The 26929-nt window shown below is 36.8% G+C and carries 15 protein-coding genes, 1 pseudogene and 1 CRISPR repeat array; of the genes and pseudogenes, 8 read left to right on the top strand and 8 right to left on the bottom strand.

Going from position 1 to position 26929, the window contains the following annotated elements; genetic code table 11:
* Positions 1-22: 22 nt before the first annotated feature.
* The 3 genes from CM19_RS12105 to CM19_RS12095 are packed head-to-tail and all read right to left on the bottom strand — an operon-like array spanning position 23 to position 3470.
* A complete protein-coding gene (locus CM19_RS12105; protein WP_048100712.1) occupies positions 23-1381 on the bottom strand; it encodes a (Fe-S)-binding protein in 1359 nt (452 codons plus the stop codon).
* Positions 1381-2211 carry a hypothetical protein gene (locus tag CM19_RS12100; protein WP_150111452.1) on the bottom strand — a complete coding sequence of 277 codons (831 nt, stop codon included), beginning with the start codon at positions 2209-2211 and terminating at the stop codon, positions 1381-1383. The genes CM19_RS12105 and CM19_RS12100 overlap by 1 nt, the downstream gene beginning before the upstream one ends.
* Positions 2212-2216: 5 nt before the next feature.
* On the bottom strand, positions 2217-3470 hold the full coding sequence (locus tag CM19_RS12095; protein WP_048100710.1) for an NADH-quinone oxidoreductase subunit B family protein: 1254 nt from the start codon (positions 3468-3470) through the stop codon (positions 2217-2219).
* A gap of 281 nt (positions 3471-3751) precedes the next feature.
* On the opposite strand from CM19_RS12095, the gene CM19_RS12090 reads away from it, so the two are divergent.
* The 3 genes from CM19_RS12090 to hypF all read left to right on the top strand — a co-directional run bounded on the left by CM19_RS12090 (position 3752) and on the right by hypF (position 7508).
* Positions 3752-4186 carry a hydrogenase/urease maturation nickel metallochaperone HypA gene (locus CM19_RS12090; RefSeq protein WP_048100709.1) on the top strand — a complete coding sequence of 145 codons (435 nt, stop codon included), beginning with the start codon at positions 3752-3754 and terminating at the stop codon, positions 4184-4186.
* On the top strand, positions 4161-4916 hold the full coding sequence (locus CM19_RS12085) for a P-loop NTPase (protein WP_081801293.1): 756 nt from the start codon (positions 4161-4163) through the stop codon (positions 4914-4916). The genes CM19_RS12090 and CM19_RS12085 overlap by 26 nt, the downstream gene beginning before the upstream one ends.
* 357 nt (positions 4917-5273) lie before the next feature.
* The gene (gene hypF, locus CM19_RS12080) at positions 5274-7508 is read left to right on the top strand and encodes a carbamoyltransferase HypF (RefSeq protein WP_048100708.1); all 2235 of its coding nucleotides are present in this window, start codon (positions 5274-5276) and stop codon (positions 7506-7508) included.
* A gap of 446 nt (positions 7509-7954) precedes the next feature.
* On the opposite strand, the gene CM19_RS12075 is transcribed toward hypF, so the two are convergent.
* Positions 7955-8620 (bottom strand): helix-turn-helix domain-containing protein, encoded by a 666-nt coding sequence (locus CM19_RS12075; protein WP_160164889.1) that lies wholly within the window; start codon positions 8618-8620, stop codon positions 7955-7957.
* Between the two features lie 894 nt (positions 8621-9514).
* Here CM19_RS12075 and CM19_RS12070 point away from each other — a divergent pair.
* The 4 genes and pseudogenes from CM19_RS12070 to CM19_RS12060 all read left to right on the top strand — a co-directional run bounded on the left by CM19_RS12070 (position 9515) and on the right by CM19_RS12060 (position 13363).
* On the top strand, positions 9515-10951 hold the full coding sequence (locus CM19_RS12070; protein ID WP_048100706.1) for an MFS transporter: 1437 nt from the start codon (positions 9515-9517) through the stop codon (positions 10949-10951).
* A 624-nt stretch (positions 10952-11575) separates the two neighbouring features.
* Positions 11576-11647: pseudogene (locus CM19_RS13350) on the top strand (zinc-ribbon domain-containing protein); the annotation flags it as partial.
* A 108-nt stretch (positions 11648-11755) separates the two neighbouring features.
* Complete coding sequence (locus tag CM19_RS12065; protein WP_048100726.1) at positions 11756-12136, top strand: heavy metal-binding domain-containing protein; 381 nt, start codon at positions 11756-11758, stop codon at positions 12134-12136.
* A gap of 546 nt (positions 12137-12682) precedes the next feature.
* Complete coding sequence (locus CM19_RS12060; RefSeq protein WP_150111450.1) at positions 12683-13363, top strand: hypothetical protein; 681 nt, start codon at positions 12683-12685, stop codon at positions 13361-13363.
* A 673-nt stretch (positions 13364-14036) separates the two neighbouring features.
* Here the strand turns inward: CM19_RS12060 and CM19_RS12055 are convergent.
* From CM19_RS12055 to CM19_RS12045, 3 genes are all read right to left on the bottom strand, one after another.
* Positions 14037-14561, bottom strand: a complete 525-nt coding sequence (locus CM19_RS12055; protein WP_048100704.1) for a hypothetical protein — start codon at positions 14559-14561, stop codon at positions 14037-14039.
* Positions 14530-15906 carry a selenium-binding family protein gene (locus CM19_RS12050; protein WP_048100703.1) on the bottom strand — a complete coding sequence of 459 codons (1377 nt, stop codon included), beginning with the start codon at positions 15904-15906 and terminating at the stop codon, positions 14530-14532. Before CM19_RS12050 ends, CM19_RS12055 begins: the two co-directional genes overlap by 32 nt.
* An 847-nt stretch (positions 15907-16753) precedes the next feature.
* Positions 16754-17506, bottom strand: coding sequence for a plastocyanin/azurin family copper-binding protein (locus CM19_RS12045; RefSeq protein ID WP_048100702.1), 753 nt, complete (start codon positions 17504-17506; stop codon positions 16754-16756).
* A 429-nt stretch (positions 17507-17935) separates the two neighbouring features.
* On the opposite strand from CM19_RS12045, the gene CM19_RS12040 reads away from it, so the two are divergent.
* Positions 17936-18682, top strand: a complete 747-nt coding sequence (locus CM19_RS12040) for a zinc ribbon domain-containing protein (protein ID WP_048100701.1) — start codon at positions 17936-17938, stop codon at positions 18680-18682.
* 208 nt (positions 18683-18890) lie between these two features.
* Here CM19_RS12040 and CM19_RS12035 read toward each other — a convergent pair whose 3' ends face one another.
* On the bottom strand, positions 18891-20375 hold the full coding sequence (locus tag CM19_RS12035; protein ID WP_048100700.1) for a D-glyceraldehyde dehydrogenase: 1485 nt from the start codon (positions 20373-20375) through the stop codon (positions 18891-18893).
* A 1024-nt stretch (positions 20376-21399) separates the two neighbouring features.
* A CRISPR array of direct repeats spans positions 21400-26893; the repeat unit is 25 nt; unit sequence GTTGCATCCTAGAAGGAATTGAAAG.
* Between the last annotated feature and the right edge of the window lie 36 nt (positions 26894-26929).

Raw genomic sequence — 26929 nt, 5'->3', positions numbered from 1 at the left:
ACTTGTAACGAACTATAATTTTTCATTTATTTCTCACCTTTATATTATCTGTAAGCAGGTTAATAATGTGTAAAACGTCTGAATCAACGTGATAATAATTTAGGCTAAACTCAATGCTTTCTATACATACTGGACAACCAGTAGCAACTTCCTTGGCTTTTATCTTCTTTACTTCGTCAGCCTTAATTTCACCAGCATTTATTAAAGGTAAAAGAGTGTTATCTAGGAATTTCTTATCTTCTTGAGATATAGAAATATTTAACATCTTAGCTAAATTTTCGACAAGAGTTGGAACTCCACATCCTCCTCCTCCCCTGCTACAACAGAAGCTATTCACTCCATGGCTAGGCAATTCCTTAAATTTCTTTGATAATGCCTTTAGTAAAATTCTTGGAGCCTCATACACTCCTCCTCTTCTTCCTAGCTGACAGGGGTCATGCCAAGTGATAACTTTGTCAATAGGTTCTATCTCGAATTCACCCTCTGTATATAATTTAGCTAGAAATTCAGTTATGTGAACTACCTGATATTTTGGCTTTACCTTAAAAGTTTCGTGCATTGTATACTTTAATGAGAGATACTCAAATCCTCCTGCTGTCATTACAATGTATTTTGGAGAAATATCTGTAAAGTAATTATAGACCCTTTTCATCACATTTAGTGCGCCATCTTTATCCCCTAGTACCATTCCTATGGGAGGCCTTACACCCAAGGGTTTTGACATGAACGTCCAATCCTTTTTAAGCTTAGTGAGTATTTTTGCAACATTAATTAGAACTTCTGGATAAACAAAGGCTTCATATAAGCTAGCGTAAAATAGAATTTCACTACCCTTCTTATCTAGTGGAACTTCTCCTACAGCTTCTTTCATTTTAGAGATTAAAGAGTTCCAAGCTTGTCTGAACACATCAATTTCCCAATAATTACCAGATACTTCCAGATTAGCTATATCAGAATACACCTTTGGAACCATTCCTGCCTTAAAGGCAGCTTCCTTCATCAAATTTATTAGCGCTCCACTATCTATACCCATTGGACAAACAAACATACAAGCCCCACAATTAGTGCAATGCCAATTATAGTCAAACATAGTTTCAGCTTCGCTTAAAGAGAGGTACTTTTTGCTACCTCCTACAAATCTGCCTACTGTTCTTCCCCACACTGTAAATCTGTAACGATAAAGCTCTCTTGAGACTTCAGCCTTATTTACAGGAGAGTACTTCAGAGAGGTTGGAGTAAAAGGACATGCCGCTTCACACGCCTTACAGTTAACGCATGACTGTAAATAATATAGTATGGTTGAATCTATTTCCCCATAGAAGACCTCATCAATTGCCTTATTTAAAGCATCTAAATTCACAGAACTGTTTATAGCCTCCATTACTTCTCGCCTCTTCTATATAGCATGAAGTACCATTCTCTTATTTTGCCTAGATAAAACTCGAACATGTGAAACCCTCTGGTGAAAGGTAGCGTTGCGATTATAATCTCAGCTAATAAGATATGACCACCAAGAAGATTATCATACCATACAACATTGTTTGGTATATGAGACGTTGCAAGTAAACCTAAGACTATATCAACGTATAGTAACAAGAAAAACCACCAGTCTCCAGCCCTTAATGACAAGCCATCCGCAAACGCATGAAATTTATGACCTAAATATATTCCTAAAAGTACGAGTAAAAGGAAACTTATGTATTGTCCATTTAATATAACAGTTAATGGCCCCCATATATCGTGAACAAACGGGTAAGGAGTAGGAGTTCTAGGAAATGTAGACATTGTTAAAGAAAGTAAGCCATCGGTTGAACTCTCTGGAATAGCTAAAGGAAAGAGAACTCTATATGGTGGTAAATAATAAGCCCAGAATACCATGTGCTGGGCTAGCAAAAATATCATAACTACTAGGCCTAGGTGCATTAAAAGACCGGCAGTAGTGGTTACAGGTTTCCTCTTTAATCCTACTTTACTTGAATTAGAGAAAGTGTCAACTAGGGATTTCACTCTTTCTATTGAGGAAATCTTGCCCCTAACTACCTCTTGACTCGCTATAGGGACAGCTACAAATGGCTTTTTATAAGTCATAAGATATCTTCCAACCCTATAAGCCGATCCGAAGAAGAAGAAAAATATAGTAGGAATAAACAGGTCTAAAGCTAATGGATATAGGGAGTTTCCTACTTGATATGGACCTAAAAATAGTTGCATTATCATCACTTCTTAATTCCTTGCCTCTTCACAAGTTTCTTTTCAGCAAAAGCACCAAGCGCGCCTAATACAACTCCAGCACCTATTAAACCTGCAGTAGTTAACGTTGAGGAAGGAGTTGGCACTTGTAACGGCTTATAGAAAGGTTCATAAAGATCTGAAAAACCAGGCATTGTACAACCTATACATACAGCCCCGGTTCTAGTAGGTCCGCCAACTCCTCCGACCCATCCAAATTTATTCCATGGGCAATTAGATACCGGTCCTTTACATCCAACTTCAAACAAGCAAGCAGCATTGGGCTGCCCAGCTTGAGTTCTAAATTCACCTGCTGCGTACCAAGCTGCCCTTGGGCATTGTTCATGAACAGTGTACCTAAAAAAGTAATTCGGCCTCCAATACTGATCTAGATCTGGTAAGGGAGCTAAACCTCCTGCCCATAGTACTAAGTTAGCTAAAGTCCTCATTATCCCATTTCCGTTTGCTGGACATCCAGGTACAGCAATGGCTGGCTTTATAGATGCAGAAGGAGAAGGTGTGATATCTAGATTTGAATTAGGGTTTTTTACGAAAGTGTAAAATGGGGACGCACCACTTTTTGCATTTAAGTAGTTGTCCTCATAGAACCTGCTTAGAAGGCCTTTATATCCCCTTAAAGGGTCATCGAAAAAGCCAACAGCCCCAGTTGTAGAAGGAGACCAGCTTGGAGTTATGAATTTAGGAGGTGGTTGATACACTTTGTCACCTATTAGCCCTCCATATGACGCACAATTCCCTACGCTTAAAACAGCTACAGCATTTGGTAACAGCTGAGCTACCCATTCATTGAGGGTTTTCGGTCCTAGTTTTCCCCAAAAACCGTTAGGATTATACTGCTTGGCTGTAGCTTCATCTGGAAAACTTCCCTCTAAGACGAGCACATAAGGGTTGTATTTTCCTGCAATTATATCGTTTAATACATCTATTGCTTGTTCGCCTTGTTGAGGCATTAGACTTGGCCAAAAAGAAACTTTAACGCTTCCTGGACCTATCAAGGGACTCGCTCCAAAAAGGACTTGAACGACAGTTGGATCTGTAGCTTGTATAATCGCAGTAGTGTTACCTTCGCATGCCTGGGCTTCAAACCAAACTATGTTTACATCACCGTTCTTTATTAAGCTAACAGCTTTTGCAATAGCTTTATCCCATGCTGGAGCGGAAGCCATTGTTGCAGTAAGTGTAAGCTTAAGAAAGTCCCTTCTAGAGATCTTAAAGGACATGTTCTCGTCTTTACACTACATACTAGACTTAAATTCTCCTCTCAGATAAATTAAGGTTCAAGTTAATTAACAGTATTAAAAAGAGAGTTATCGTAAATTCGTATACAAAAAATTTTGATTCCTCAATAAGTAGCTTAAGTTTTCTTTATTTTATGATGAATTGATTATCTAAAAATAGTTTATATACTATCTCTAAGAACTCCTCCTCTTGGTGTGGTTTTCTTCCCCTAACTCTATTAGGTATAAAATAGATTTTTTATATACAGAATTTATCATTTCTTATGCATGAGTGGTCTGTAGCATATTCGATAATCAGAACTGTAATGAGCTGGGCTGGAGATAAAGAGGTCTTAAAAGTTACAATAGGTATTCCTTCTTTTTCATTTCTTGATTTGGACATATTAAAGGATGCATTTAACGAAATGAAGAAGGATAGCGGGCTGAGTAATGCGGAACTAGAAGTAAAAATTAAGGATCCAACTTTTAAGTGTAGAAATTGCGGATATACATTTACTATCAATGAAGTCAGCGATCAATTACAAGGAGTGAGGGAAGAATTTGGAGAGGAATATCCTTTACATCTAATGCCTGCCCTTGCCCCATCATTTATTAGATGTCCTAAATGTGGGTCTCACGACGTTATAGCTCAAGCCGAAGATATAACTATAGATGAAATACTGGTGAAGGAAAGTGGAGCCGTTAAGACAACTAGCTAAGGAAAAACTTGAAGGAAAAAGAGTAATAGCTGTAATGAGCGCCAAAGGAGGAGTAGGGAAAAGTGTAATCTCCTCCTTACTTGCGTTCACTCTTTCACAAAGGGAAAATACCTCTATTGTGGACTTAGATATACATACAATGGCAATGTCAAAGCTTTTCGGGCTTGAAGGAAGACTACACGAGGTGACGAAAAACGGTATAGAACCATTTTCTTTCGGTAATTTAGGGGTATTTAGCCTGAGTGGAGTAGTAAGGGATAATTACGTCCTTCTGCCAGGGATTAACCAAGGCAAAGTTATGGAAGGCTTGATTGCTTACGCTAATATAAAGAGTTCTAAAAACGTTATTTTTGATTTACCCCCTGGTATGGGAGACGAAATTTTAGTTTTAGAAAGAATTTCAAAATATTTCCCAATAGTAGTAACTACTCCTTCAAAAATCTCAACAAAGGTGGTTGAATATTTAATAAAATATCTAGTCAATGAAAAAAGAGTTAAGCCATCGCTTATAGTAAATATGGCTTACTTTGACTGTAATGGAGAAATTGTTAGACCTTTTGGTGAAATGAATGGAGTAAGAAGTTTAGCTAACGAATATAACGTTAATTTCTTTGAATTTCCAATAGATCCTAATGTAGAAGATTACGTTGGCAAAATTATCGAATACAAAGGCAGCGTTAAAGTAAAGACGGACGAAGTAGTTACTAGTCTATTCTATTCAAATCCATGATTTTTTGATAAATATTCCCTTCGATATATTTATCAATTAAATACTAAGGCACATCAAACTAAAATTGAGGATTTGAATGGAAAGAAAATAGTAATAGAATCGTTGTCTAACTTTAAGCCAATAGAAGATCTGGTTGACATAGACGTTCTCTTTAAAAATGTAAGTGTAAAGACTTGGATCATAAGAGATTATACCCTTGTTAAAATCGCAAAGTAGAACCTGAAAGAAGTTACTATATAATTAATTTTAAAGGAGAACTCTTTAAACTATTCGATAATAAGAAAACAAACAGCCTTTAAAAAAGAACATTAGCCACGCTTTTTTATCTATAGGCATAAATATCTTAGGGGAAAGATTTTGACCTCATACAGGCTATTTCTCTCAGGTCTAGTTCAAGGTGTCGGCTTCAGACCGTTTATATATAGAATTGCAGTAAAATCTGGGGTCAAGGGATATGTTAAAAATTTAGGAGGGAGTGAAGTCGAAGTAAGGATTGAAGGAAATAATCTGGAAATCGGAAAGTTCTTTGAACTCCTTTTCACCAAAATGCCAAAACCAGCAAAGATAGAGGAAATAAAAGTCCTAGAGGAAGAAGTAGAAGGTTTTAAGAACTTTTTCATTTTTAAAAGCGGATACTCAATGAAGGAACCTAGTCAGATCCCTCCAGATATAGCTATATGTGACGACTGCCTTAAAGAGATCCTGGATTCGTCTAATAGAAGATATAGGTATGCGTTTAATAGTTGTGCTTACTGTGGGCCTAGGTTTTCTTTCTTATATTCTATACCATACGATAGGGAAAACACTTCTATGAACGATTTTCCGCTATGCGAACAATGTTCGCTTGAGTACAAAGATCCAAATGATGAGAGAAGATTTGACGCTCAAGGAATAAGTTGTCCAACTTGTGGGCCTAAACTTTTCCTCGAAACAATTCGTGGAGAGAGAGTGGAAGGAGATCCAATCATTACAACAGCTAAACTAATTTCGGAAGGTTATATAGTAGCCATTAAAGGAATTGGAGGTTTTCACATAGCAGTCAATCCGTTTAATGATGATGCGGTACTGAGGCTTAGGGAGAGGAAAAAAAGACCAGAAAAACCCTTTGCGATCATGGCAATTAGCATTGACGAGATAAGGAGGAGAGCCTTTATCAGTGAAAAAGAAGAGGGGTTATTAACTTCCCATGAAAGACCAATTGTTCTCCTCATGAAGAGAAAGGAAGGTTACGATCTCTCTAAATACGTATCACCTAATCTAGATAGAGAAGGTTTCTTTCTATTTTATACTCCATTACATTTTCTTTTATTAGAGGCGTTCCCAAAACACATGCTGGTAATGACCAGTGGGAATAGACATGGCTCTCCTATGTGTGTAAATGAGGACTGCGTCAGGGAAAAACTTAGTCAAGTAGTAGACTACGTTCTTTATTATAATAGGAAAATAGTAAATAGAGTCGACGATAGTGTAATTAGAATATCTAGGAACAGAACTTTCCTTTTAAGGAGAAGTAGGGGATACGCTCCTCTATGGATAAAAATTCGGAAAAAGTTAATCAAAGACGTAATTGCAGTAGGGGCAGAACTACAGAACGCTGGAGGAATAGGATTTGACAATAAGGTAGTACTAACACAATACATTGGAGATACAGACGAAGTAGATACGTTAAACGACCTTTTGAAATACTTAGACTACTTCATTAAGGCTTACTCGTTAAATCCTAAAATTGTAGTTGCAGATAAGAATCCAGCTTATCAAAGCTCTATTATGGCTGAAAGGATGGCGAGGGAATATGGGGCGGATCTAATAAGAGTTCAACATCATTATGCTCACATATTAAGCGTTGCAGCGGATCACGGTTACGAAAATGGAGTAGGAATAGCTATAGATGGTATGGGCTTTGGGGATGATGGTAATGCTTGGGGAGGAGAGATCATTGCTTTTGATAAAGAAAAGTATGAAAGAATATCCCATCTCCAATACATACCTTACGTTGGGGGAGATATAAACGCTAAAAAGCCTGAGAGAATGTTAGCTCTCTTCCTATCGACTTTTATGAATTGGGAGGAGATAAGAAAATTTGTTGGATTGAATGATATCGAATTAAAGTTTTTAGAGAACGCTACTAAGAAAAAAGGACTTTTAACATCTAGTGTCGGTAGGTTCTTGGATTCTGTATCAGCCTTTTTAGGCATATGCAAAGAAAGAACGTACGAAGGGGAACCTGCTATTAAGCTAGAAGCCTCGAGCTATGGAGGGAAATTGCTAGATTTCTCCTTCAAAACAAATGGAGAGGAGATAGTTACGAATGAAGCTTTTAAATGGCTAATCGAGGAGAGGGATAAGTTTAACGTGAAGGATCTAGCTTATACAATCCAGTATAGACTTGGAGAATCTCTAGTCAAATTAGCTCTTAAAGTAAATCCAGAGAAAATATTTTTATCGGGAGGTGCATCCGTAAACGAATATATATTAAAAGGAATTGAAGAAAACTCCGAAGGAATTGAAGTACTAACTCCTAAAAGGATTCCTGCAGGTGATGGTGGGATAGCTTTTGGCCAGATTTATTATTCTAGCTTTTTAGCGGACTAACGTCCTTTATCAGTATGAGAGTTAGGGATTAGGAAGACCCAACGTGAGGGTAGGATAGATGTCCCATATAGAAAGTTTATAACCGATCTTAAACACCCTCTGGGCATAGCTAAGAGGGATTGAAGAAAATTTAGTGGATTAAAACAATAAACAGTAAACTTGTGTAATACGAGCCGTTATTTCTGGTGGAATTAAAAACGTTCACAAAAAGGAGTTCTTATAGTGATAGGGAGATCACATGAAGGATGAAAGGAAGTTAGTACCAAAAGGTTTAAGTAATTCACTCCATCTCAATTACTTCCTTCAAGGGAGAGATTTTGGCGTGAATCTTTCCTAGATCTCCCTCTAAAATATAACCACGAGTAGTGATATTATGACGGATAAATCAGAATAAAGGTTAAATTTGAGATTTCCTTACAATATAAGTATTATTTTTCTCGAACAGACTAAAGTATATCAAGTATTCCCTCCGCTATAACCCACCTTCCATTAGTTCTAGTGATAAGACCTGACTCTCTTAACTCATCTAATTTCTTGTAAAATGTACTTTTAGGTATACCTAGTTTCTGTATTATATCAGATGGAGAAAAATCTTCTTTTCCTATTTTCTTAATTTCTTCAAGGATCTGCCTATGAGTCTCGCCAAGGCTTATAAAAGCGCTTATTTGTCCTACGTTCATTATAAATTTCGTATCGAACGATTCTCCATAACTTGTTATTTGAACCTTCTTTGCTAGATTCCTTTCCAATGTTAAAGCGGAGATTAGCATGGAAGTTACTAGAACTCTCGATCCACCGGTAAGAAAAAGGTCAACTATCCCTTCGTTTCCAGATAGAGAAACTGCATTTTCAAGAATTTTCCTACAACTAGATATCGCAGACTTTCCGCTTTGTATAAATTGAAGTCCTGGCTGTATGTTCATTCCTAGGAGGAACCTAGAAATCACGTTAAACGTTCCCTCAACCCTTTTCCTTGCACTTTCGTCACCTATATCTAGAGACACCGCGATTATTCTTGATACATTCTCTCTTCCAAGGTCGGATACTCTCCTCATTACAAAGTCAATTGTGAACCCAATGGTTGCAACCACTATGTACTTCTTCGGTTCCATTAGGTTTTTATTCATCAGTAGTTTAAAAATATGTCCTTAGTCGTTTTAATGAAAGGAATGTAAACACGTACTTTATATATAGCATTGATATAACAATATAGAGTACACTTTAAAGAGACCAAGCTCGAGGAATTTAGTAGAGATTTAGAAAAAAACTAAATATATAATAAAAAATCTTATTCCCCCAGATTCTAGTTAACTCCTTACGATTTATCTCAAAGGTTTTGATGGGGTGAAAGAGTAGGATGGGTAGTGAAGCGGTTTCAGATTCTAGGTTAACAAATAGCTCTTAATGCTAATCATTTTTATGATAAACCAAAAGCTGATATTGTACATGCTCAAAGGTAAAGGTTGATATATGTCTGAGGGGAATATACCGTTGTTCCGGATCCTTGAACCTACACTGGAGGTAGTCGTACTACCAATGAAAATGAGGATGGGGGACAAGTCCTAGAGGACCAAAGTACCCTAGACAACCTAAAGTCATCTAGGGACAAACGATAAATAACATCTTATAGAACATTAATTCCTTACTTTTTTGATACTAATTAGAGAATATGTCTCACTGAGTGGTACCTAAGGAATGGGGAACTTAAGCTATGGTCTCCAATACCTCCGTAACTTCTACATAGCAAGGACTTTACTGAAATAGTCCCTTGAGGGAGACCTCCGCAGTTATGGGATAGAGTCTGAGGATAAGCCACTAAGATAGACTGAAAGGTCGGTAATTCACTAACAAATATCCTCATAGAACTACTACTGTAATAACATATTCCAAAACAAGCACTCACTATTTCTATTGACAAATCTTTTATTCTTAACCAAATTATTCGAATCATAGAAGAATTGAAAGTACAGTAAATCTCTTATAATGAATCAAATAGATATATCTATATGCAACGCGACTTCTACAGGTACGTTGCTGTCTTGGCCGGTATATCAATTTTAACCATGTATGTTGAAATGGTTGTGTTACCCTCTCTGCCAAAAATAGAGAAACAGTTTGATATAACTGAAGCTGAATCGTCATGGATTCTCTCCTCTGAGACGTTAGCTGGAATGGTCTTTGCTCCTTTACTTGGAAAACTTGCAGACACAAGAGGGAGGAAGAACATTTTGATGTATATCTTAATAGTATACACCATAAGCGTCTCGTTCACTTCATTTGCTCCTAACTTTTCTCTCTTGCTTTTAGCAAGGACAGTACAAGGTCTTGGCCTTAGCATAAATCCATTGTCTTACACGCTATTAAGGGAGAAGTTATCGGATAGGGAACTTCCTATAGCTCAAGGTATTATTGCCTCAACTTTCGCTGTAGGTGCAGCAATAGCCCTTCCGATAGGTAGCTACATAGCCCAGTTCTTTAGCTGGGAAGTCGCGTATCAGACAGCCATTCCTTTTCTAATAATAGTCTCAATCATAGCATACAAAGTGCTTCCCTCTTCGTCTTATTTGAACAAAGGAAGTAAAATTGACATAATGGGGTTGTTCCTCCTTTCATTAGGATTCCTAGTCTTCGGAATCGGTGTAACGGAAGCGCCAAATTGGGGTTGGACTTCCATCCCCTTTATTTTAACGTTAATTATAAGTTTTATTTCCCTTTTTATGTTTGTAAGACACATAGGCAAAGTTAGCACACCTCTAATAGATCCGGATGATTTTAAGAATCCTAATATAGCGGTCCCGCTTCTCTCGTCTTTCGTTACTGGATTTGGATTGTTCCTAACCTTCCAATCCTTAATTTTTCTCTTTGAATTACCTAAGCCAGTGGGATATGGTATGACAATTTTTGAGACTGGATTAACTTTAGCCCCTATAGCGTTAGTAATGCTTGTAGGAGGTCCCCTCTTCGGTAAGCTAGTTCAAGTTATTGGATATAAAAAGATAATAATTTCAGCCTCTGTTCTTTCCCTTATTACAATCTTGATCTTAGCGTCAGTAGTTACTTTAGATATAAGCGTTGATGAACTAATGACAATTCTGATCTTTACGCTTCTCTTTGTAGCTGGAATGAACGTTACTAGAGTAACTCTACTCGTAGCATCTTCTTCCAAGAGGAGAATGGCCACAATAACTGGAACAAACACGGCAATGAGACTGATGGGGAACGCAATAGGTCCTATAGTTGCAGGTTCGCTTGAAGATACGTTCAAAACTCCCCTTTTAGTCTACATGTATAATCAGATACCAATATTTACTTTTATTCCATCGAGATATTCATTTGAGTATTCCTTTTTTATAGCAGCAATAACAGTTTTAGCAGTGATAATCCTAGCCACGAAGATCAAAGAAATTATGCCAACCAATGAGATTAAGCTATCAGGGCAATAATCCTAGCTAAAGTTTAAAACTAGGTGAACTACCTAAATCTTTCTGTAGATATTATTTCCTCACAGTTAATTCTCATCTTGCCAAAGTAGGAAAAACTCAGGATTGGGGCGGTTTCTAGCCAGAACCGGATGTTGAAGGAAACAAGTTCGAATTGTAAGTTACTTTATGGTAGTCTTCCTCTTTAACCCACCTATATAAAGTACGACCTTAAAGTTATGAGAGGAGAAAACAATTCAAAGAGAAATCTAACCAGTTTAAATAAGGGAGTAGGACTAAAGCATTTGTAACCTTATCTGAACCAAGAATAGCAAGAACGTTGAATAAAATACCTCTGATAAAATAATTTACCTTAAAATATGATGAAATGTGATATATTTATAAAAATAGATTCAAACATTGGGATTAAGAGAATATGATAAAAATCCAGTGAAGTAATTGAAATCCATACAAGCTTATCAATACACAAGATAACGCAAAAATACAGTAAAACTAACAATCAACTTTTAGTAAATCAAAAATCCCTTAAACTCTAAACAAAAACAAAAGATAATAAAAATATTGAAAAGCACTCAAGAGACCTAATAACGAAGATAAATTTTTATTAATCTCCATAGAGGTTTATTTATGGGAATAGTCTGTGCTAGATGTGGATATATAAATCCTGATGGTTCTATATTTTGCGCGAAATGTGGATATAAACTTGATAGTGCGTCTAGTCAGCAGAATTATGCTGGGCCTCAACAACCGTACCAACCAGACTCAGCTCAAACAAATAGACAAGGATATAACTACCAACCTCAACAGATGAATCAAAACCCTTTTGGTTCATACTCAGGGCAATGGCACTATAACAACTACGGCTTGATTATATCAACAACTAATTACGTTCCAGGTTATGAAGTATCTGAGATTATCGGAGTTGTTGCTGGGATAACAGTTAGGAGTAGAGGATTAGGAGGGAACATTGCAGCAGGTATTAGAAGCATTTTTGGGGGAGAGATAAATGAGTACGTTGAACTTGCTGAAAATGCGAGGGAACAAGCTCTAATGAGAATGGCTTATAGGGCAAAAAACTTGGGTGCGGATGCTGTTATCCAGGTTTACTTTGATAGTAACGATATAGCCCAGAGTATGGATGAGATAATAGCTTATGGTACAGCAGTTAAACTCATTAAGAAGACTTAGGACAAAAATAGAAATTTTAAGAATTCTAAATGATAATATGAACAGTGACCAAAATTAGTAATTAATAGGAACAAATATGAGTAAGTCAAGATTAACAATGGTTTAAACTATGAACTACCCTGATATGAAGGTCAGGGCTTTCTGCTTCCTCGTTAACTCTTGCCTTGGTTTTGTCAAGGTAGGGAGGTCAACTCAACGGGATCAAAGGTAGTTTTTACTCTTCGCTAACAAAACGTTAAGAGAACCAACTAGATCACGATCTGCATTATAACATCACCTTTACAGACGAAAGACCTATATGAGAGAGGAATTTCCCTTTTTACGTAACCACAAAGTAGACAGGTCCTTGAAGTATATGTGGGATTAACTAGAATGGAAATACAACAAAAAGGACTTTCTGATTACATACGTCTATCTAAGAATTAGTTAAATGATCTTTCCAAGGCTTAGAACTATATAGTTAACTACTTAACTCTAGATATATAAACATAATTCATGAAAAATGTGAGACTGCTGCCCTTACTACTGATATTCCTTTTGATTTCCTTGCAAACTTATTCCGATGTAATTTACTTTTCTAGTAACTATACGAGTATAAGTTCAACTTATATAATAAAGGCGGAACCCTTTAACTACGGTAATGTCCTATATATTAACGACCAGATTAACTCAGCAAATAACGTTTCTTCTACAGTAATTTCCCTTTCTACTTATTGCCCTGCCATTTTTAACATAACAGATTATATTGGACCCCTTTCTCTTTACATAATACCTTTAGATTTCTCTTCTTATCATCTATCATCCCTTTCTCTCATTATAGGCAATCAAATTGAGACAATTTACTCGAACGGAGCTCTTTACATTCCATCAGTGAAAATAGGATATGGATATTCATCAGTAGGTTTCTTAATTAATTCTTCACATATACTTTCAGGAGCGTCCATGGAACTTATGGTTATAGCATCTCCAGCCTCTGGAGTTTTCTACATATATTATTGGAATATATCTATAATGGCGATAAATATTGGAAATTTTCAACCCTCTACCTTTACATCGATGGAGTCTAATAACACTAACCTTACTCAGCTTTTCCATGAAGCGAAAATTATCATCAAAAATTTACTTGAAGACCGGCTTATAACTCAATTCTATAACCTTTCTATACCGCAAATTTTGCAAGATATTTCTAATATAAATTTAATTGATATATTTAAATTATCAAAATAGTATTATAATAGGATATATATTAATTTTATCTTTAAATAAATAATAAAAGCAGAAAACTACCGTTTTTAGTAGTAAGACATGATAAATTCGTGAAACTTTTTCAGGCACTAGAGTAGGTAAAGATTTTTGCAGTAGATAGAGAAATCTTTACGACGATTCTCACACTGACGACATGCACTGCACAAAGATGCGGGATTATACATAGATCCTCGCGCCGTTGTTCCGGGTCCTTGAACCATACTGGAGGTAGTTGTGCTATTCTTGAAGGTATGGGTAAGGAAAAAGTCTTAGAAGGACTAAAATACGCTGAACAACCTAAAGTCCTCTAGTGATAAACAGTATAGAGTAAGACAACGTAAGATTAAGAAGATCGCTAAGATTTTTTTGATATATAGATAACAAATAAAAGTGAAGGGACCAGAAGTAAATCCTGTACATACTTCAAGAACTTAACCACGTTTTGGTTTAGTATAAGAGATAACTATATCTAGTGATGTTTTATGTACGAGAATTATGGTTACACTACTATCCTCATTTCGTTTCTTCAACTTCTCTACATAATGTGAAAATCTTGATTCTCGAGAAGTTGCTTTCTCCCATTTAGCAACGATCTGGTTGAGAAACCTGAGATCGAACAACAAGTATTTCGCCTTATAATGTACGCTTAACCCTCTTAAAAGAGTATGATTACTGCTGTAATTGCTATTATTAGCGAAAATAATGCGCTAAAGTTTATCCTAAGTATGCGAACGTTAATCTTATATGCTAAATACCTAAACGTAATATTTCCAATTAAAAATGCAAGAAAATAGCCCTTCCCAATGAGAAGAAAGATCACTGGAGGGATAAAGTCCATGCACAAAAGGGAGTTAACCCATGACCACTTCGCTAGCCCTCTCAGTGTAGGCTTAACATCTCCTACATAGTGAATATACTTATCCACTGGTATTCTCATTATTGCATAACTTAAGAGAGTTCCAGACAAAATTATGATCTCAGGCCTTGAAAAATCGTTCCATAGCCAAAACGCTACTACGCAAGGGAGACATTCCATTAAAGTATAGAATAATGGAGAGATTAACGCTCTAAATTCATCACCAACTCTCTTGAAATATAGGGAAAAAAGTCCTCCCTTATAAACGTCAATTCCATCTATCATCCCAGAGCTAAGGATAGCAATAAGAGTCGGAAGATGCATCTCCTCCCCTCAACCTCGTCTGATGAGATCTTGCATCACCAAAATCTACGTAGAAGTCCTTATCAATATTAAAACGTTCATCTGAATCGATTTTTATCATCCATCCCCTTAAACCTTCTGGATAAAACTGATTATCCCATGTACTATATAGAGAATTTGTTACATAGATTCTCTTTCCATCTCTGCTTACCTCGAGCATTTGAGGACCTCCAGTAAGTGTTAAGCCTAGCGCGTTTGAATCCTTCTTTCCTATACCGCCTAATTTTACGATACCTACTAAAACGGGTTTGAACGGGTTGCTAATATCATACTTTCTCACTTCTCCTGTTCCCCAGCAACTCACGAAAAGAAACTTATCGTCTAGAGACACGTCTATGTCGGTGACGAGAGGAGGGATAACCTTAAAAGGCTTTAATATCTCAGGCAATCCTTCTCCAGGCTCTGCAGGAATCTCTATGACCTTTTCCGATCTCCATTTTCCCTCTTCATTAAACCACAACCATATAGAACTGCTGAGGTCCTTTAAACTAACTACCATGTTTATAAAGCCCATCATTTTAGTAGGATCGTGTAAGGGCCTCAATTCTAATGCCATTCTGTTCTCTTCACCTAACGAAAGTGAATGCATTTTCTTCCTCTTGTTGAGATCCCAGAAGTGTATCCTATTTCCATACCTATCTTTAAGATGTTCAATTCTAAGTCCATCCTCAATTGTGTTAGGTACGGCCCATTCACTACTAACCAAAAATCCATTAGGTAAATTCCACCAAAAATCATATGCTAAGTATTGGTCTCCTCTATCTATCTCCCACCTACCCAGTACTTCGAAGGAATAGTGATCCAAGATCAATATACCCCCTGGTCCTTCACCCTCGGTATTTCCAAAAGCGCTTATATATATCCCATCAGGCCCGCAGTGAACTGTATGAAGTCTAGTATATCCTGTCTTTTCCTTTACTTCTTCAGGTTCTATTACCTTAACTATCCTTGGATTCGTAGGGTTTTCCTTTACGTCAATTATGTATATTCTAGACGACCTAAGTCCTGGGACAACTAGATATCTTCTCTCTAACCCTGGCTTACCATTGGGACAAAGACTAGAACTGCAGGCGTTCCATCCAAAGTGATGGAGTTCATCACCAACGTAAGGGAGATCAATTTTCCCTATTACTTTAGAGTATGTGGGTGATCTTGGATTTACGTCTACCACGGCTATGAAATCAGGCTTCTTTACGCCTGTTCCCTCGTAGAGACAAGCTACGTAAGCCAGATCTTCAGGCTTAGCTTTCATTGCTTCCTTTGCTGAGGGATAAAACGTCGGATCTAATTTTAATGAGATGCCCATATTTAATTATCTTTACATACGATATATAAGTATCTTATTATATTTGCAAAATTTGCCTTCAAAGCAAAGTTTAAAAGATATAAACATCTTTCGTCTTAACCTTGATATGAAGTCATGAACTAGATCATCCAAGACTCACTAAAAGTAATTGACGATGGTGAGTTCAAGAGATAGCATCACTACCTCGCCAAGTCCACTAGGGACATAACAGGAGGGTACGGGCAACTTAAAACTTGAAAGGTGATTACAGATGTGATCAAGGACCTTCTACCTCTCATCCCTCTTCATGAACCCAACTTTGTAGGGTAAATAGGAAAAGGGGAAAAAAGATCCTTTGCGTTTTCTTTCGTAGCGAGAACCTTTGATTCTCTCTACTTCCCTGTTCCTTACCTTCTCAGAAGCATTAACTTCCATATCAGCCTCATAACCACAGTGTACGCTAATGGAAACACGGTGGTTAGCTTTCTTGAGACTATAACCACGCAATGAAGTATTGCCATGGAAAGCAGTTTCTTTTAAATCGTGAGATTTTACGCATTTCAAGATTTTTTCTATCAAAATACTTATTTTTAAAAACACAAAAATAATTTGTTCCTGAGGTTGGTAAGTAGAACCGAAGAACAAACTATAAAAGATTAGGTAAGAGAAACTAAAGTGTGCGGGTTTTCTCACATCCGCTTCGGCCGTGTAGGTTATCCAGCTAATTGATCGTGATAATGGGACTTGTTCAGAACGTGGTGAAGCCCAAGGGTTCACGAACAAGGCAATAAATGTCCGTAAGACTCAAACTCCACTATCTCTCCAGGATTTCAATTCCCAAGAAAATTGAATCATATGAGTTAATGAATCACGTGACTTCTATTTCTCCATACATTCCCATTTCAGCATGACCTGGATACTCGCAGACATAATAAAATGTACCTAGATGTTGAAAAGTAACTGTGAAGGAGAAAGAGTAAGCATTGCCAGTAGCGTAGTTAGCGTAAGGTAAAAGTGGTGTCATCCCAAGGATATTCATCCTTATAGACATCATTGCATAATAGGGATAAGGTGGAGGAATTGGGGTTATTGCTAGATTATGATAGTCCCCAGCATCGAGATTAATTAAGGTTATATGAACTGTTGCCCCTTGAGGTATTATAAGCGTAGGATTGATTAGATTATAGATTACAAAGACATTGTGTTGAGCGTGAGCAAAAGAAGGTGGGATATAGTGAGTCAGATTTATTGCCCTTCCGTGTCCCATAGATAATACGACTATATTTATATCGTTAGATGTAAACATTATTGTATCATTTGAAGGAAATAATTTGGCATAAGAAGGCACATCATTTATATAGCTCTCAGCTTGATAAATGGAGATCTGTTGAGAATACTCTGAAGTATAACCGTTGTATGAACCCATCATTCTATATCCTCCCATCATTCCCTCTCCAGCAACCCTGTTATAGTAGCCCATCATGCCTAGTTGGGAATTATAGTAGTTTATCGATTGTTGGCTATAAACTTGAGGAACATAAATTTGGGTATAGTAACCGTATGAAGCTATTGATCCTAAAACTATAGCTATTATTAACAAAATAAGAAGTTTTGTTCTCATAATTAATAATGGCTATACTCCAAAATAAGTATTTTCTACTATTTTATCATTTTCGTATATGTCTAAGTCGAGATGTACTATTTAAAAAAAAGCCGAATTGTTAAAAATTTTTCTTCCTGCGGAGAACTACTCAGACCTTTCTGTTAGGCTTCACTGCTTATCTTGTTTTCTCAGTAAGGGATAGTTATCCTTACTCGTTATATTTTCTCAATCCATTTCACTGTGTTATATTTCATCAGGAAAAGGAAAGAGAGAGAAAATGATTTGCTACCTGCTGTCTCCTCTCAAAACCCTAAGTTCTTTTGCCTTACCTATTAATTCTATTCCTCAAAGACATAAATTCCTTTAAGTTTCCTTTCAAACAATCTATTACGTTTATAAGTTTCATCAAGGAAAGATTTTTTATTCGTAATAATAGACATGACTTAAATGGTAAAGTATTGCCCTCAATGTGGGTATCCAAATCCAGATGATGCGTCTTTTTGCATAAAATGCGGTTCTCCACTTTTTTCACAGCCTAATCAACCGTATTCCCCTCCACCTCCGCCAACAACTCAGCCACTCTATTCAAGGATGCTTAACGTGTATTTCTCCAACTTATGGTTAATTATTATCCCAATAATAGAATTGGTTGTAGCATTAGTTTTTTTCGCTATTGATAGGGCAATAATGTTCTATTTATTTCCAACCTTTGGTTTTTACTCATTTTCAGTGATAATTATTGTTAGTATAGTAATAGGATTGGTTGAGTCAGCAATCTTTTCGGCTTTGATATATGCCCTTGATCTTCAAGCTAATTCCCTCTTTCTCAATAACTCGAGGATAGAAGCTGGACAAGCAATAAACGTAACGTTTTCAAGATTGTCGACGATATTGCCTATAATTCTATTATATATAGTAATTAATGCCCTATTTTCGCTTGTTCCGTTTATTTCTTTTATTCTAAGTGGACTCTTAACACTCCTTCTAATTCATGCATATACTATGCAACTATTGGGAAGAGGTCAAGGATTTGATACTTTCACCGTTGCTTTAGATAACCTTGGCAAAGCGTATAACGTTGACAGCACATCCACTATAGTCATGGTTATTGTAATGATAATTCCTTTCGTAAACTGGTTGCTTTCCCCATATGTAACTCTTCTTTCCAATGCATTAGCAGCTGAAACTAGGTAATTTTTTTTAATGTTATAGAGTCCTGAGCATTTTTTGTTGTGTCTAATCTTTTTCTCTAAGGGTTAAGATGGCGGAAAACCTACTATAGTATTCTTCTTTTTCTCCTTAGCCTTCATATAGAGAATAAATTAGCTTTCCTGGCGCTTAACAATGCTGTTTAGAAATCTCTATGCAAATCGATGAGAGATCAGGCTTTTTTTTAAAAATATTACGTATATGGAGGAATTACTTCTCCTTTAGTCGAATCTTTGCTATAATCTATATAGACGTTCTTTACTTTTACGTATTCCTCCACTCCGTACTTCGAATTTTCTCCAGCTTGTCCAGACATCCTAAAGCCAGTGTGGTATCCCTGGCTAGCTTCAGGCCCAGGCATATTTATGTAAAGTTCGCCGAATTTTATTTCTCTTGAAGCTTTCATAGCTAAGGAAATGTCTTTAGTAAATAAGTATGAGGCTAGACCATAATCAGAATCGTTTGCTAAATCTATAACTTCATCAAAGTCATCAGAAACTTTCATTGCACCTATTACTGGCCCGAATATTTCTTCTCTAAATATTTTCATATTCTGTTTAACCCTAGTTAATATAGTTGGCATGTAAAAGAATCCCTTTGAGAACTTATCTGGAAGTTGAGGTTTTCCTCCTCCAAAAACTATTTTAGCTCCTTCAGAAACCGCGCTTTCTACAAAGCTAGAGACTTTAGATAGTTGACCTGAATTTATTAAAGGACCCATGTCGTTAGTTCTTGGATCCCCTATCCTCAAAGTCTTAGTTTTTTCTATAAACAAATTGATAAACTTATCATAAACGTCCTCGTGAACGTACAATCTTTCTGCGGCTATACAGGATTGACCCGAATTCCAATATTTAGCCCACATTAAAACTCTTGCAGCAAGTTCAAGATCAGCGTCTTTCCATACAATGAAGGGGGCTTTTCCTCCTAGTTCCAAAATTAATTTTGCCATTATTGAGGAAGAGGATTTCATAATTTGAACTCCAGTTTTTGTTTCACCTGTTAAAGTTATTACAGAAATTTTCTTATGTGAAGTCATATAATCGCCTATCACGCTTCCTTTCCCTGTTATTAAGTTAACAGTTCCAGGAGGAAATCCGGCTTGCCTAACTTTTTCTACGATCCACCCTGCTACAAAAGGCGTGTCAGAGCTTGGTTTAATTATTACGGTATTTCCAGATATTAAAGCAGGACCAATTTTTCTAGCTACCATAGCTGCGGGAAAATTCCAAGGAGTTATAGCTAAGACTACACCATAAGGTACTTTGTACTGATAGATGATCCTTTCTGGCTTTGTACCTTCCACTACATCTCCAGTTATTTTTCTTGCGAACTCTGCATAATATTGTAATTGATCTAAAACTCCATCAACTTCTTCTTCAGCCTCTACCCTAGGTTTTCCTACTTCGTCCATTAGGATATTTGTCAAATATTCTCTATCTTGAGAAATTAAATCTATTAATTTATATAAATATTTACTTCTTTCAACTGAAGTTAACCTCTCCCACTTCTTTTGGGCGTCATATGCAGAATCTATTGATCTATCGACATCTTCTCTAGAAGCTGAGGCAAATTTACCATAGAGTTCTCCCGTAGTCGGGTTATATTTGTCTAGGTATTCCTCAGACGAAGGTTTTGTCCACTCTCCATTAATGAAAAGATTTTGAATTTTTTCCATGATATAATGTCATCATTCATGTATTATAAACGTATAGCGTTAAGTGTCATCAAGTTTTTTAATATTAAATGGGATATGATTAAAATTATGTTATTTTAAGCATTAAGAGGAATCCCTAATTATGGGATCTCTTCTCATCCTCTCTTGCAGGGTGTTTAGATCAAGGTTTAACTCCAATTTGATTTTTAACTTGTTAATTCGTTTCAGTAAAAAACTAAGGGTTGCGTTAACGTCTCATTATTGTTATCTAAAAGCGATTTAATACACTTTCTTTATGGATGATATCCATCTTAACGCTGAACTTTCCTCCATTAACTGCAAGAATTAGAAAAATTAATATAAAAATTAAGTCTTGTATATAATGTAATTTAATATACTTGAACTATGTCCTCTAATTCAATTTAGTTATATAAACTGACTAGGTTTCTTATTATTATTTATATTACTTAATATTTAAAATTTTTTATTCTAGATATTATAAATAGTCTTTTTTGATTATAACTTAACTTTTTATAGACTGCTGTCTATAATTTTATCTTGCTTTAGACACAATAAATAGAAGTAAGCAGGAAAAGTAGGGAGAAAAGTAAGGGCGTTAAACACTTTTCGGTATTATGAACGTGAATCGTATCGTGAATTGCTAGGGTTAATATAGGGGTTATAAGCTTTTGAAGAAGGGAAAATTTAAAGTGTTAGTTAGATTAGTTAATCTGACTAAAAAGTTTTGTCGATCCCTTTTCTATTTATGATAAGGGAGAGTTTTAAGTTAGAAGCGTAAATTTCCACTTTTTTCGTTGAGATAATAAACGTTAAAATGCGAGTCTCAATGCGACTAGTGCGTATTACAAAGAGGGGGGTTAACATTTATAAACGTAAAGAGGTTTTCAATTTAATTAAAAGTCCTTGCGACTGAAACGACGTTAGATCTTTACAACAAATTTGGTCGCATGATGGGTTGGCTAAAACAGATAAAAATAAATAAGAGAAAGGGAGAAATGAAGATAAGTAGTATAAAAATACATCAGTTGCATCCTAGAAGGAATTGAAAGACTGCGTTCTTTACCGTAATTTCCTCGCCAGTTTGCGTTGCATCCTAGAAGGAATTGAAAGGAAGACGGGGGAAGAAGAGAAGGGGTATGAGTTCGTTTGTTTGTTGCATCCTAGAAGGAATTGAAAGAAATTTAAAATGCTAAATGTCACTGGATATGTTCCATTTGTTGCATCCTAGAAGGAATTGAAAGAATGGCGAGGAAATTGAATAAGCATTATAAAGATTAACCGTTGCATCCTAGAAGGAATTGAAAGAACGGCTAACTGCGGACGATTGGAATAGTGCAATTTATACATGTTGCATCCTAGAAGGAATTGAAAGTACTAAGATAATACGTAACTTCATTGTCACGCATAACGTCTGTTGCATCCTAGAAGGAATTGAAAGTTCTTTTTGCAATAGAGTAAGTCCCGTCTGTATTCATTGTTGCATCCTAGAAGGAATTGAAAGTAACTATCCTTGGTGTTGTTAATTTTCGTAGGGGCTCACGTTGCATCCTAGAAGGAATTGAAAGGCAAGTGTTGTCGCTATAATAACGCTCAGTTTTCCGTTGCATCCTAGAAGGAATTGAAAGTTCATCGCCTTAAAAATATGTACACATAGACTTATTTATGTTGCATCCTAGAAGGAATTGAAAGGTGCAGAGTACGGGTTGATGACTGTATATATCAAATAGTGTTGCATCCTAGAAGGAATTGAAAGATGAAATGAGGACAATCTTTGAATGGCAAATGGAGAAGTGTTGCATCCTAGAAGGAATTGAAAGTCCCCAGTCTCTGTTTTCCTATAATTTATGATCAGCACCCGTTGCATCCTAGAAGGAATTGAAAGCGCAAAACTTTGATAATATGGAAATATATTACTACCGTTGTTGCATCCTAGAAGGAATTGAAAGTTTTGCTCGTGTTATTACCACTAGCACTTGTGCATGTTAAGTTGCATCCTAGAAGGAATTGAAAGTAATTTTCTCTTAAGTCAGTCTTAATTCCCTCTTAACTTTGTTGCATCCTAGAAGGAATTGAAAGATTCACATCAGCTACAATTAATTACGATAAAGTTGCAGAGTTGCATCCTAGAAGGAATTGAAAGTGTTTATGTAAATCGGGAGAATGGCGAAATTTTGAGTTGCATCCTAGAAGGAATTGAAAGATGACTATCTCACTACAATATTGGATTTGCGGTTAAAGCGTTGCATCCTAGAAGGAATTGAAAGTTACGTATAATTTCTATTGCATCCTGGATTATCCTATATGTTGCATCCTAGAAGGAATTGAAAGGTTTGGCTTTATCACGCCATACGGTAGCAACTTGTCATCGTTGCATCCTAGAAGGAATTGAAAGAACTTCTGTATTTCTTCTCTTGCTTCTTTCCTCTTTCCTTGTTGCATCCTAGAAGGAATTGAAAGTAATTATTCCTATTACTAAATCTAACAAATGATTGATATAGTTGCATCCTAGAAGGAATTGAAAGTGGTTTTGGTTGCTCATTCTTTTTCACCCCTATCTTTATGTTGCATCCTAGAAGGAATTGAAAGCGGTCTTCCATGGCCTCATACTCTCGCCTTCTGCTTTATGTTGCATCCTAGAAGGAATTGAAAGGTGTGACTGACAGACCTAACGAGTTTATAAAGTGGTATGTTGCATCCTAGAAGGAATTGAAAGTTTAATAGAATGTTGTAGCAAATATTGTACTGACAGTTGCATCCTAGAAGGAATTGAAAGTTAATGCTGGTTTGCAGGTTACATTACCACTCCTTCACGGAGTTGCATCCTAGAAGGAATTGAAAGAGAAATGCCACATCATTAGGGTATTGAACGTAGTATCTAGTAGTTGCATCCTAGAAGGAATTGAAAGTTGCTTTCTCTTCGGGCGTCAACAAAGAAGAGTAATAACGGTTGCATCCTAGAAGGAATTGAAAGCCTCAACCCATTCCTTAATACAAACCGTTACTGTGTGCTCGTTGCATCCTAGAAGGAATTGAAAGGGTATGTTTCATTGGACAGTTGATATTTTAATGAGGGTTGCATCCTAGAAGGAATTGAAAGTTTCTCCCTCCGTAAACAATTCCTAGTTGATTTTCATGTTGCATCCTAGAAGGAATTGAAAGTTCCTTTTTTCATCTTGCAATAGTAATCCTATTAAGTTGCATCCTAGAAGGAATTGAAAGAAGTTGGGTAAGTGTGAGAAGCTTTGGTGAACTGAAGCCAGTTGCATCCTAGAAGGAATTGAAAGTGAGGAAATTTCCGACTATTACAAGGAAGCATTAAGCGATGTTGCATCCTAGAAGGAATTGAAAGTTATTTGTTAAGTTAGCATACCAGCTATCGTTATAAATTGCGTTGCATCCTAGAAGGAATTGAAAGCATAGGGGGGCCTAGTAGGCCTAATATGCAAAATCATTATGTTGCATCCTAGAAGGAATTGAAAGTTCATTTTTTACATTCCTATCCAAAAGGCGATGCTGAGGGGTTGCATCCTAGAAGGAATTGAAAGGTGGAGTGAGAGTGAGTGGGGGGGGACAGGGGGAGTGTGGGGTTGCATCCTAGAAGGAATTGAAAGTTTCGTCATATACTACTACGCGTTTACCTTTATTTCAGGTTGCATCCTAGAAGGAATTGAAAGGCGGATAATAAGTGATGAGCGATACCTCGCTCATACTGTGTTGCATCCTAGAAGGAATTGAAAGTATTTTTGAACTATTAGAAGATATTCGTTTTCACTTCGTTGTTGCATCCTAGAAGGAATTGAAAGTGAGATGCGAATATTTAGAACCAATACAGACGTTTGTTGCATCCTAGAAGGAATTGAAAGTTTCGTTAGTACGCCGGCAAGTGTTGACAGTGTTTCGTTGTGTTGCATCCTAGAAGGAATTGAAAGACAACCCTATTGGTAACAGTGTAAGGATTTTCAATTTCGGTTGCATCCTAGAAGGAATTGAAAGATAAGATTTTGCTAATAGAGATAGTGCCAATTTCAAAAAGTTGCATCCTAGAAGGAATTGAAAGCGAACTTGGTTATTTGTCGCCCTCAACACTCTTAATATATCCCGTTGCATCCTAGAAGGAATTGAAAGAAGGTCTTGGCAATAAAGGGGATATCCTCTGGCGGGAACCCTTGTTGCATCCTAGAAGGAATTGAAAGATTCGAGTTCTTGCGGTGGGTTCGCGGTGACTAATCCTCGTTGCATCCTAGAAGGAATTGAAAGCGTTGGTTACGGCAGTAATAGTGTTGTTGTTGAAATTAATGTTGCATCCTAGAAGGAATTGAAAGCTACACACTCCGCCTTCTACGTCATATCTTGAAGGGGCTAGTTGCATCCTAGAAGGAATTGAAAGATCAAGATTCGACGATGAGGTATGTCGTTGGCTAGCCGTAGTTGCATCCTAGAAGGAATTGAAAGCCTTGCTGATACTTAGTGATATTTCCCATTCATCAGTGTTGCATCCTAGAAGGAATTGAAAGCCTCTTCTCCAGCCAATACATCAACGCCCCACGTATCAGTTGCATCCTAGAAGGAATTGAAAGGTATAGTGTTGTCTCTGTCTGTGATAGTCCCTATGTACGCTGTTGCATCCTAGAAGGAATTGAAAGCAGAACTCCTTAACAACTCTCTTTCCCAGTTCCGTTAATGTTGCATCCTAGAAGGAATTGAAAGACAGCACTTTTGCTGTATACCCCATCATACCACAAATCATGTTGCATCCTAGAAGGAATTGAAAGTTCAAACCAATTGACTCTAACATCCATTCTTCCGCCAACTGTTGCATCCTAGAAGGAATTGAAAGCAGAAAGTGTCACTGCTGTCTGCAACCCCGTCGTAAAGTTGCATCCTAGAAGGAATTGAAAGCAAACATCATTGCTCAATAACTCTGCTAAAGCCAGGTTGCATCCTAGAAGGAATTGAAAGCCATTAACATTATCCCTAAGGAACGTTATGCTACAGTAGTTGCATCCTAGAAGGAATTGAAAGACTTTAAACTCTAGGTGCTTCACTAAAACATCACCACCGCGTTGCATCCTAGAAGGAATTGAAAGCCCCCTCTCCATATGTGTACAGCAGTTTAATACGAACACGAACAGTAATGTGTTGCATCCTAGAAGGAATTGAAAGCCCCCTCTCCATAATATCTTATCTTTATTTCTTTTTGATTGTTGCATCCTAGAAGGAATTGAAAGATGATAACAGATATACCAGAGACAAATTTCAGTTAATTTCGTTGCATCCTAGAAGGAATTGAAAGCAGACTACCCCTCTGGTTACCTTTATGCGCCACACATCCTTGTTGCATCCTAGAAGGAATTGAAAGTTATTGTATGCCAATATAACTACTGGCATTAGTTCCTTGTGTTGCATCCTAGAAGGAATTGAAAGAATAAATGCTTTAATTGATATATCCCTTTACCGTTGTCTAGTTGCATCCTAGAAGGAATTGAAAGGAAACGCATCACAGTATCCTTATACTGGGTTGAACCCATGTTGCATCCTAGAAGGAATTGAAAGCCTTTTGGTTTCACAGGTGGTTGTGCCTGTGCTATACGTTGCATCCTAGAAGGAATTGAAAGAAAAAAACTTGCATTTATTCTATCACCTTCATTATTTCTTGTTGCATCCTAGAAGGAATTGAAAGATAACTTCTTTTCTATCTCGTTTGTTTGTTTAAAATCATGTTGCATCCTAGAAGGAATTGAAAGATAAGTTAGAGACTGGTCCATATGTGGACGAGAGGATTGAAGGTTGCATCCTAGAAGGAATTGAAAGATTGGTTGTTCGTACCAGATTTGCTAATGCCACCTAGTGGTTGCATCCTAGAAGGAATTGAAAGGTGCAAACAAGCAATGGCAAATGCTTAGCCATTAGAAAAGTTGCATCCTAGAAGGAATTGAAAGATTGTTGCAATAATAATAAATAGCACTGTCAGCAATGAATGTTGCATCCTAGAAGGAATTGAAAGTTAAACTTCAATCCTTCCCCCAAATACAGAACGGGAGTTGCATCCTAAAAGGAATTGAAAGCAACAGTATCGCGAGATATAGGTGTTCTGTATCATCCGCAGTTGCATCCTAGAAGGAATTGAAAGACTCTTCTTTGTCTCTACTCTCTATCTTCTTTGTCACGTGTTGCATCCTAGAAGGAATTGAAAGTCAAAAACTTCTTCATACATAATTTTATATGTCAATTCGAGTTGCATCCTAGAAGGAATTGAAAGTCAGATAGCTTCGAGCGGTAAAAATTGTAGAAGTCATAATGTTGCATCCTAGAAGGAATTGAAAGAAGTTAATACCACCTGAAACAGCGAGTGAATAGTCAGATGTTGCATCCTAGAAGGAATTGAAAGATAAGGTGTACTTCTTGTCCCTTTCGACCGATTTGATATTGTTGCATCCTAGAAGGAATTGAAAGTTGAGTTGGCGTTGGCTGGCGAGACTGCCTTTTGGTTGCTGTTGCATCCTAGAAGGAATTGAAAGTTGAGTTGGCGTTGGCTGGCGAGACTGCCTTTTGGT

It is taken from the genome of Candidatus Acidianus copahuensis, from assembly GCF_000632495.1.
Taxonomy (GTDB): Archaea; Thermoproteota; Thermoprotei_A; order Sulfolobales; family Sulfolobaceae; genus Acidianus; species Acidianus copahuensis.
Note: the sequence above shows the minus strand (reverse complement) of the source record. Positions and strands in the feature narration are given on the sequence as shown.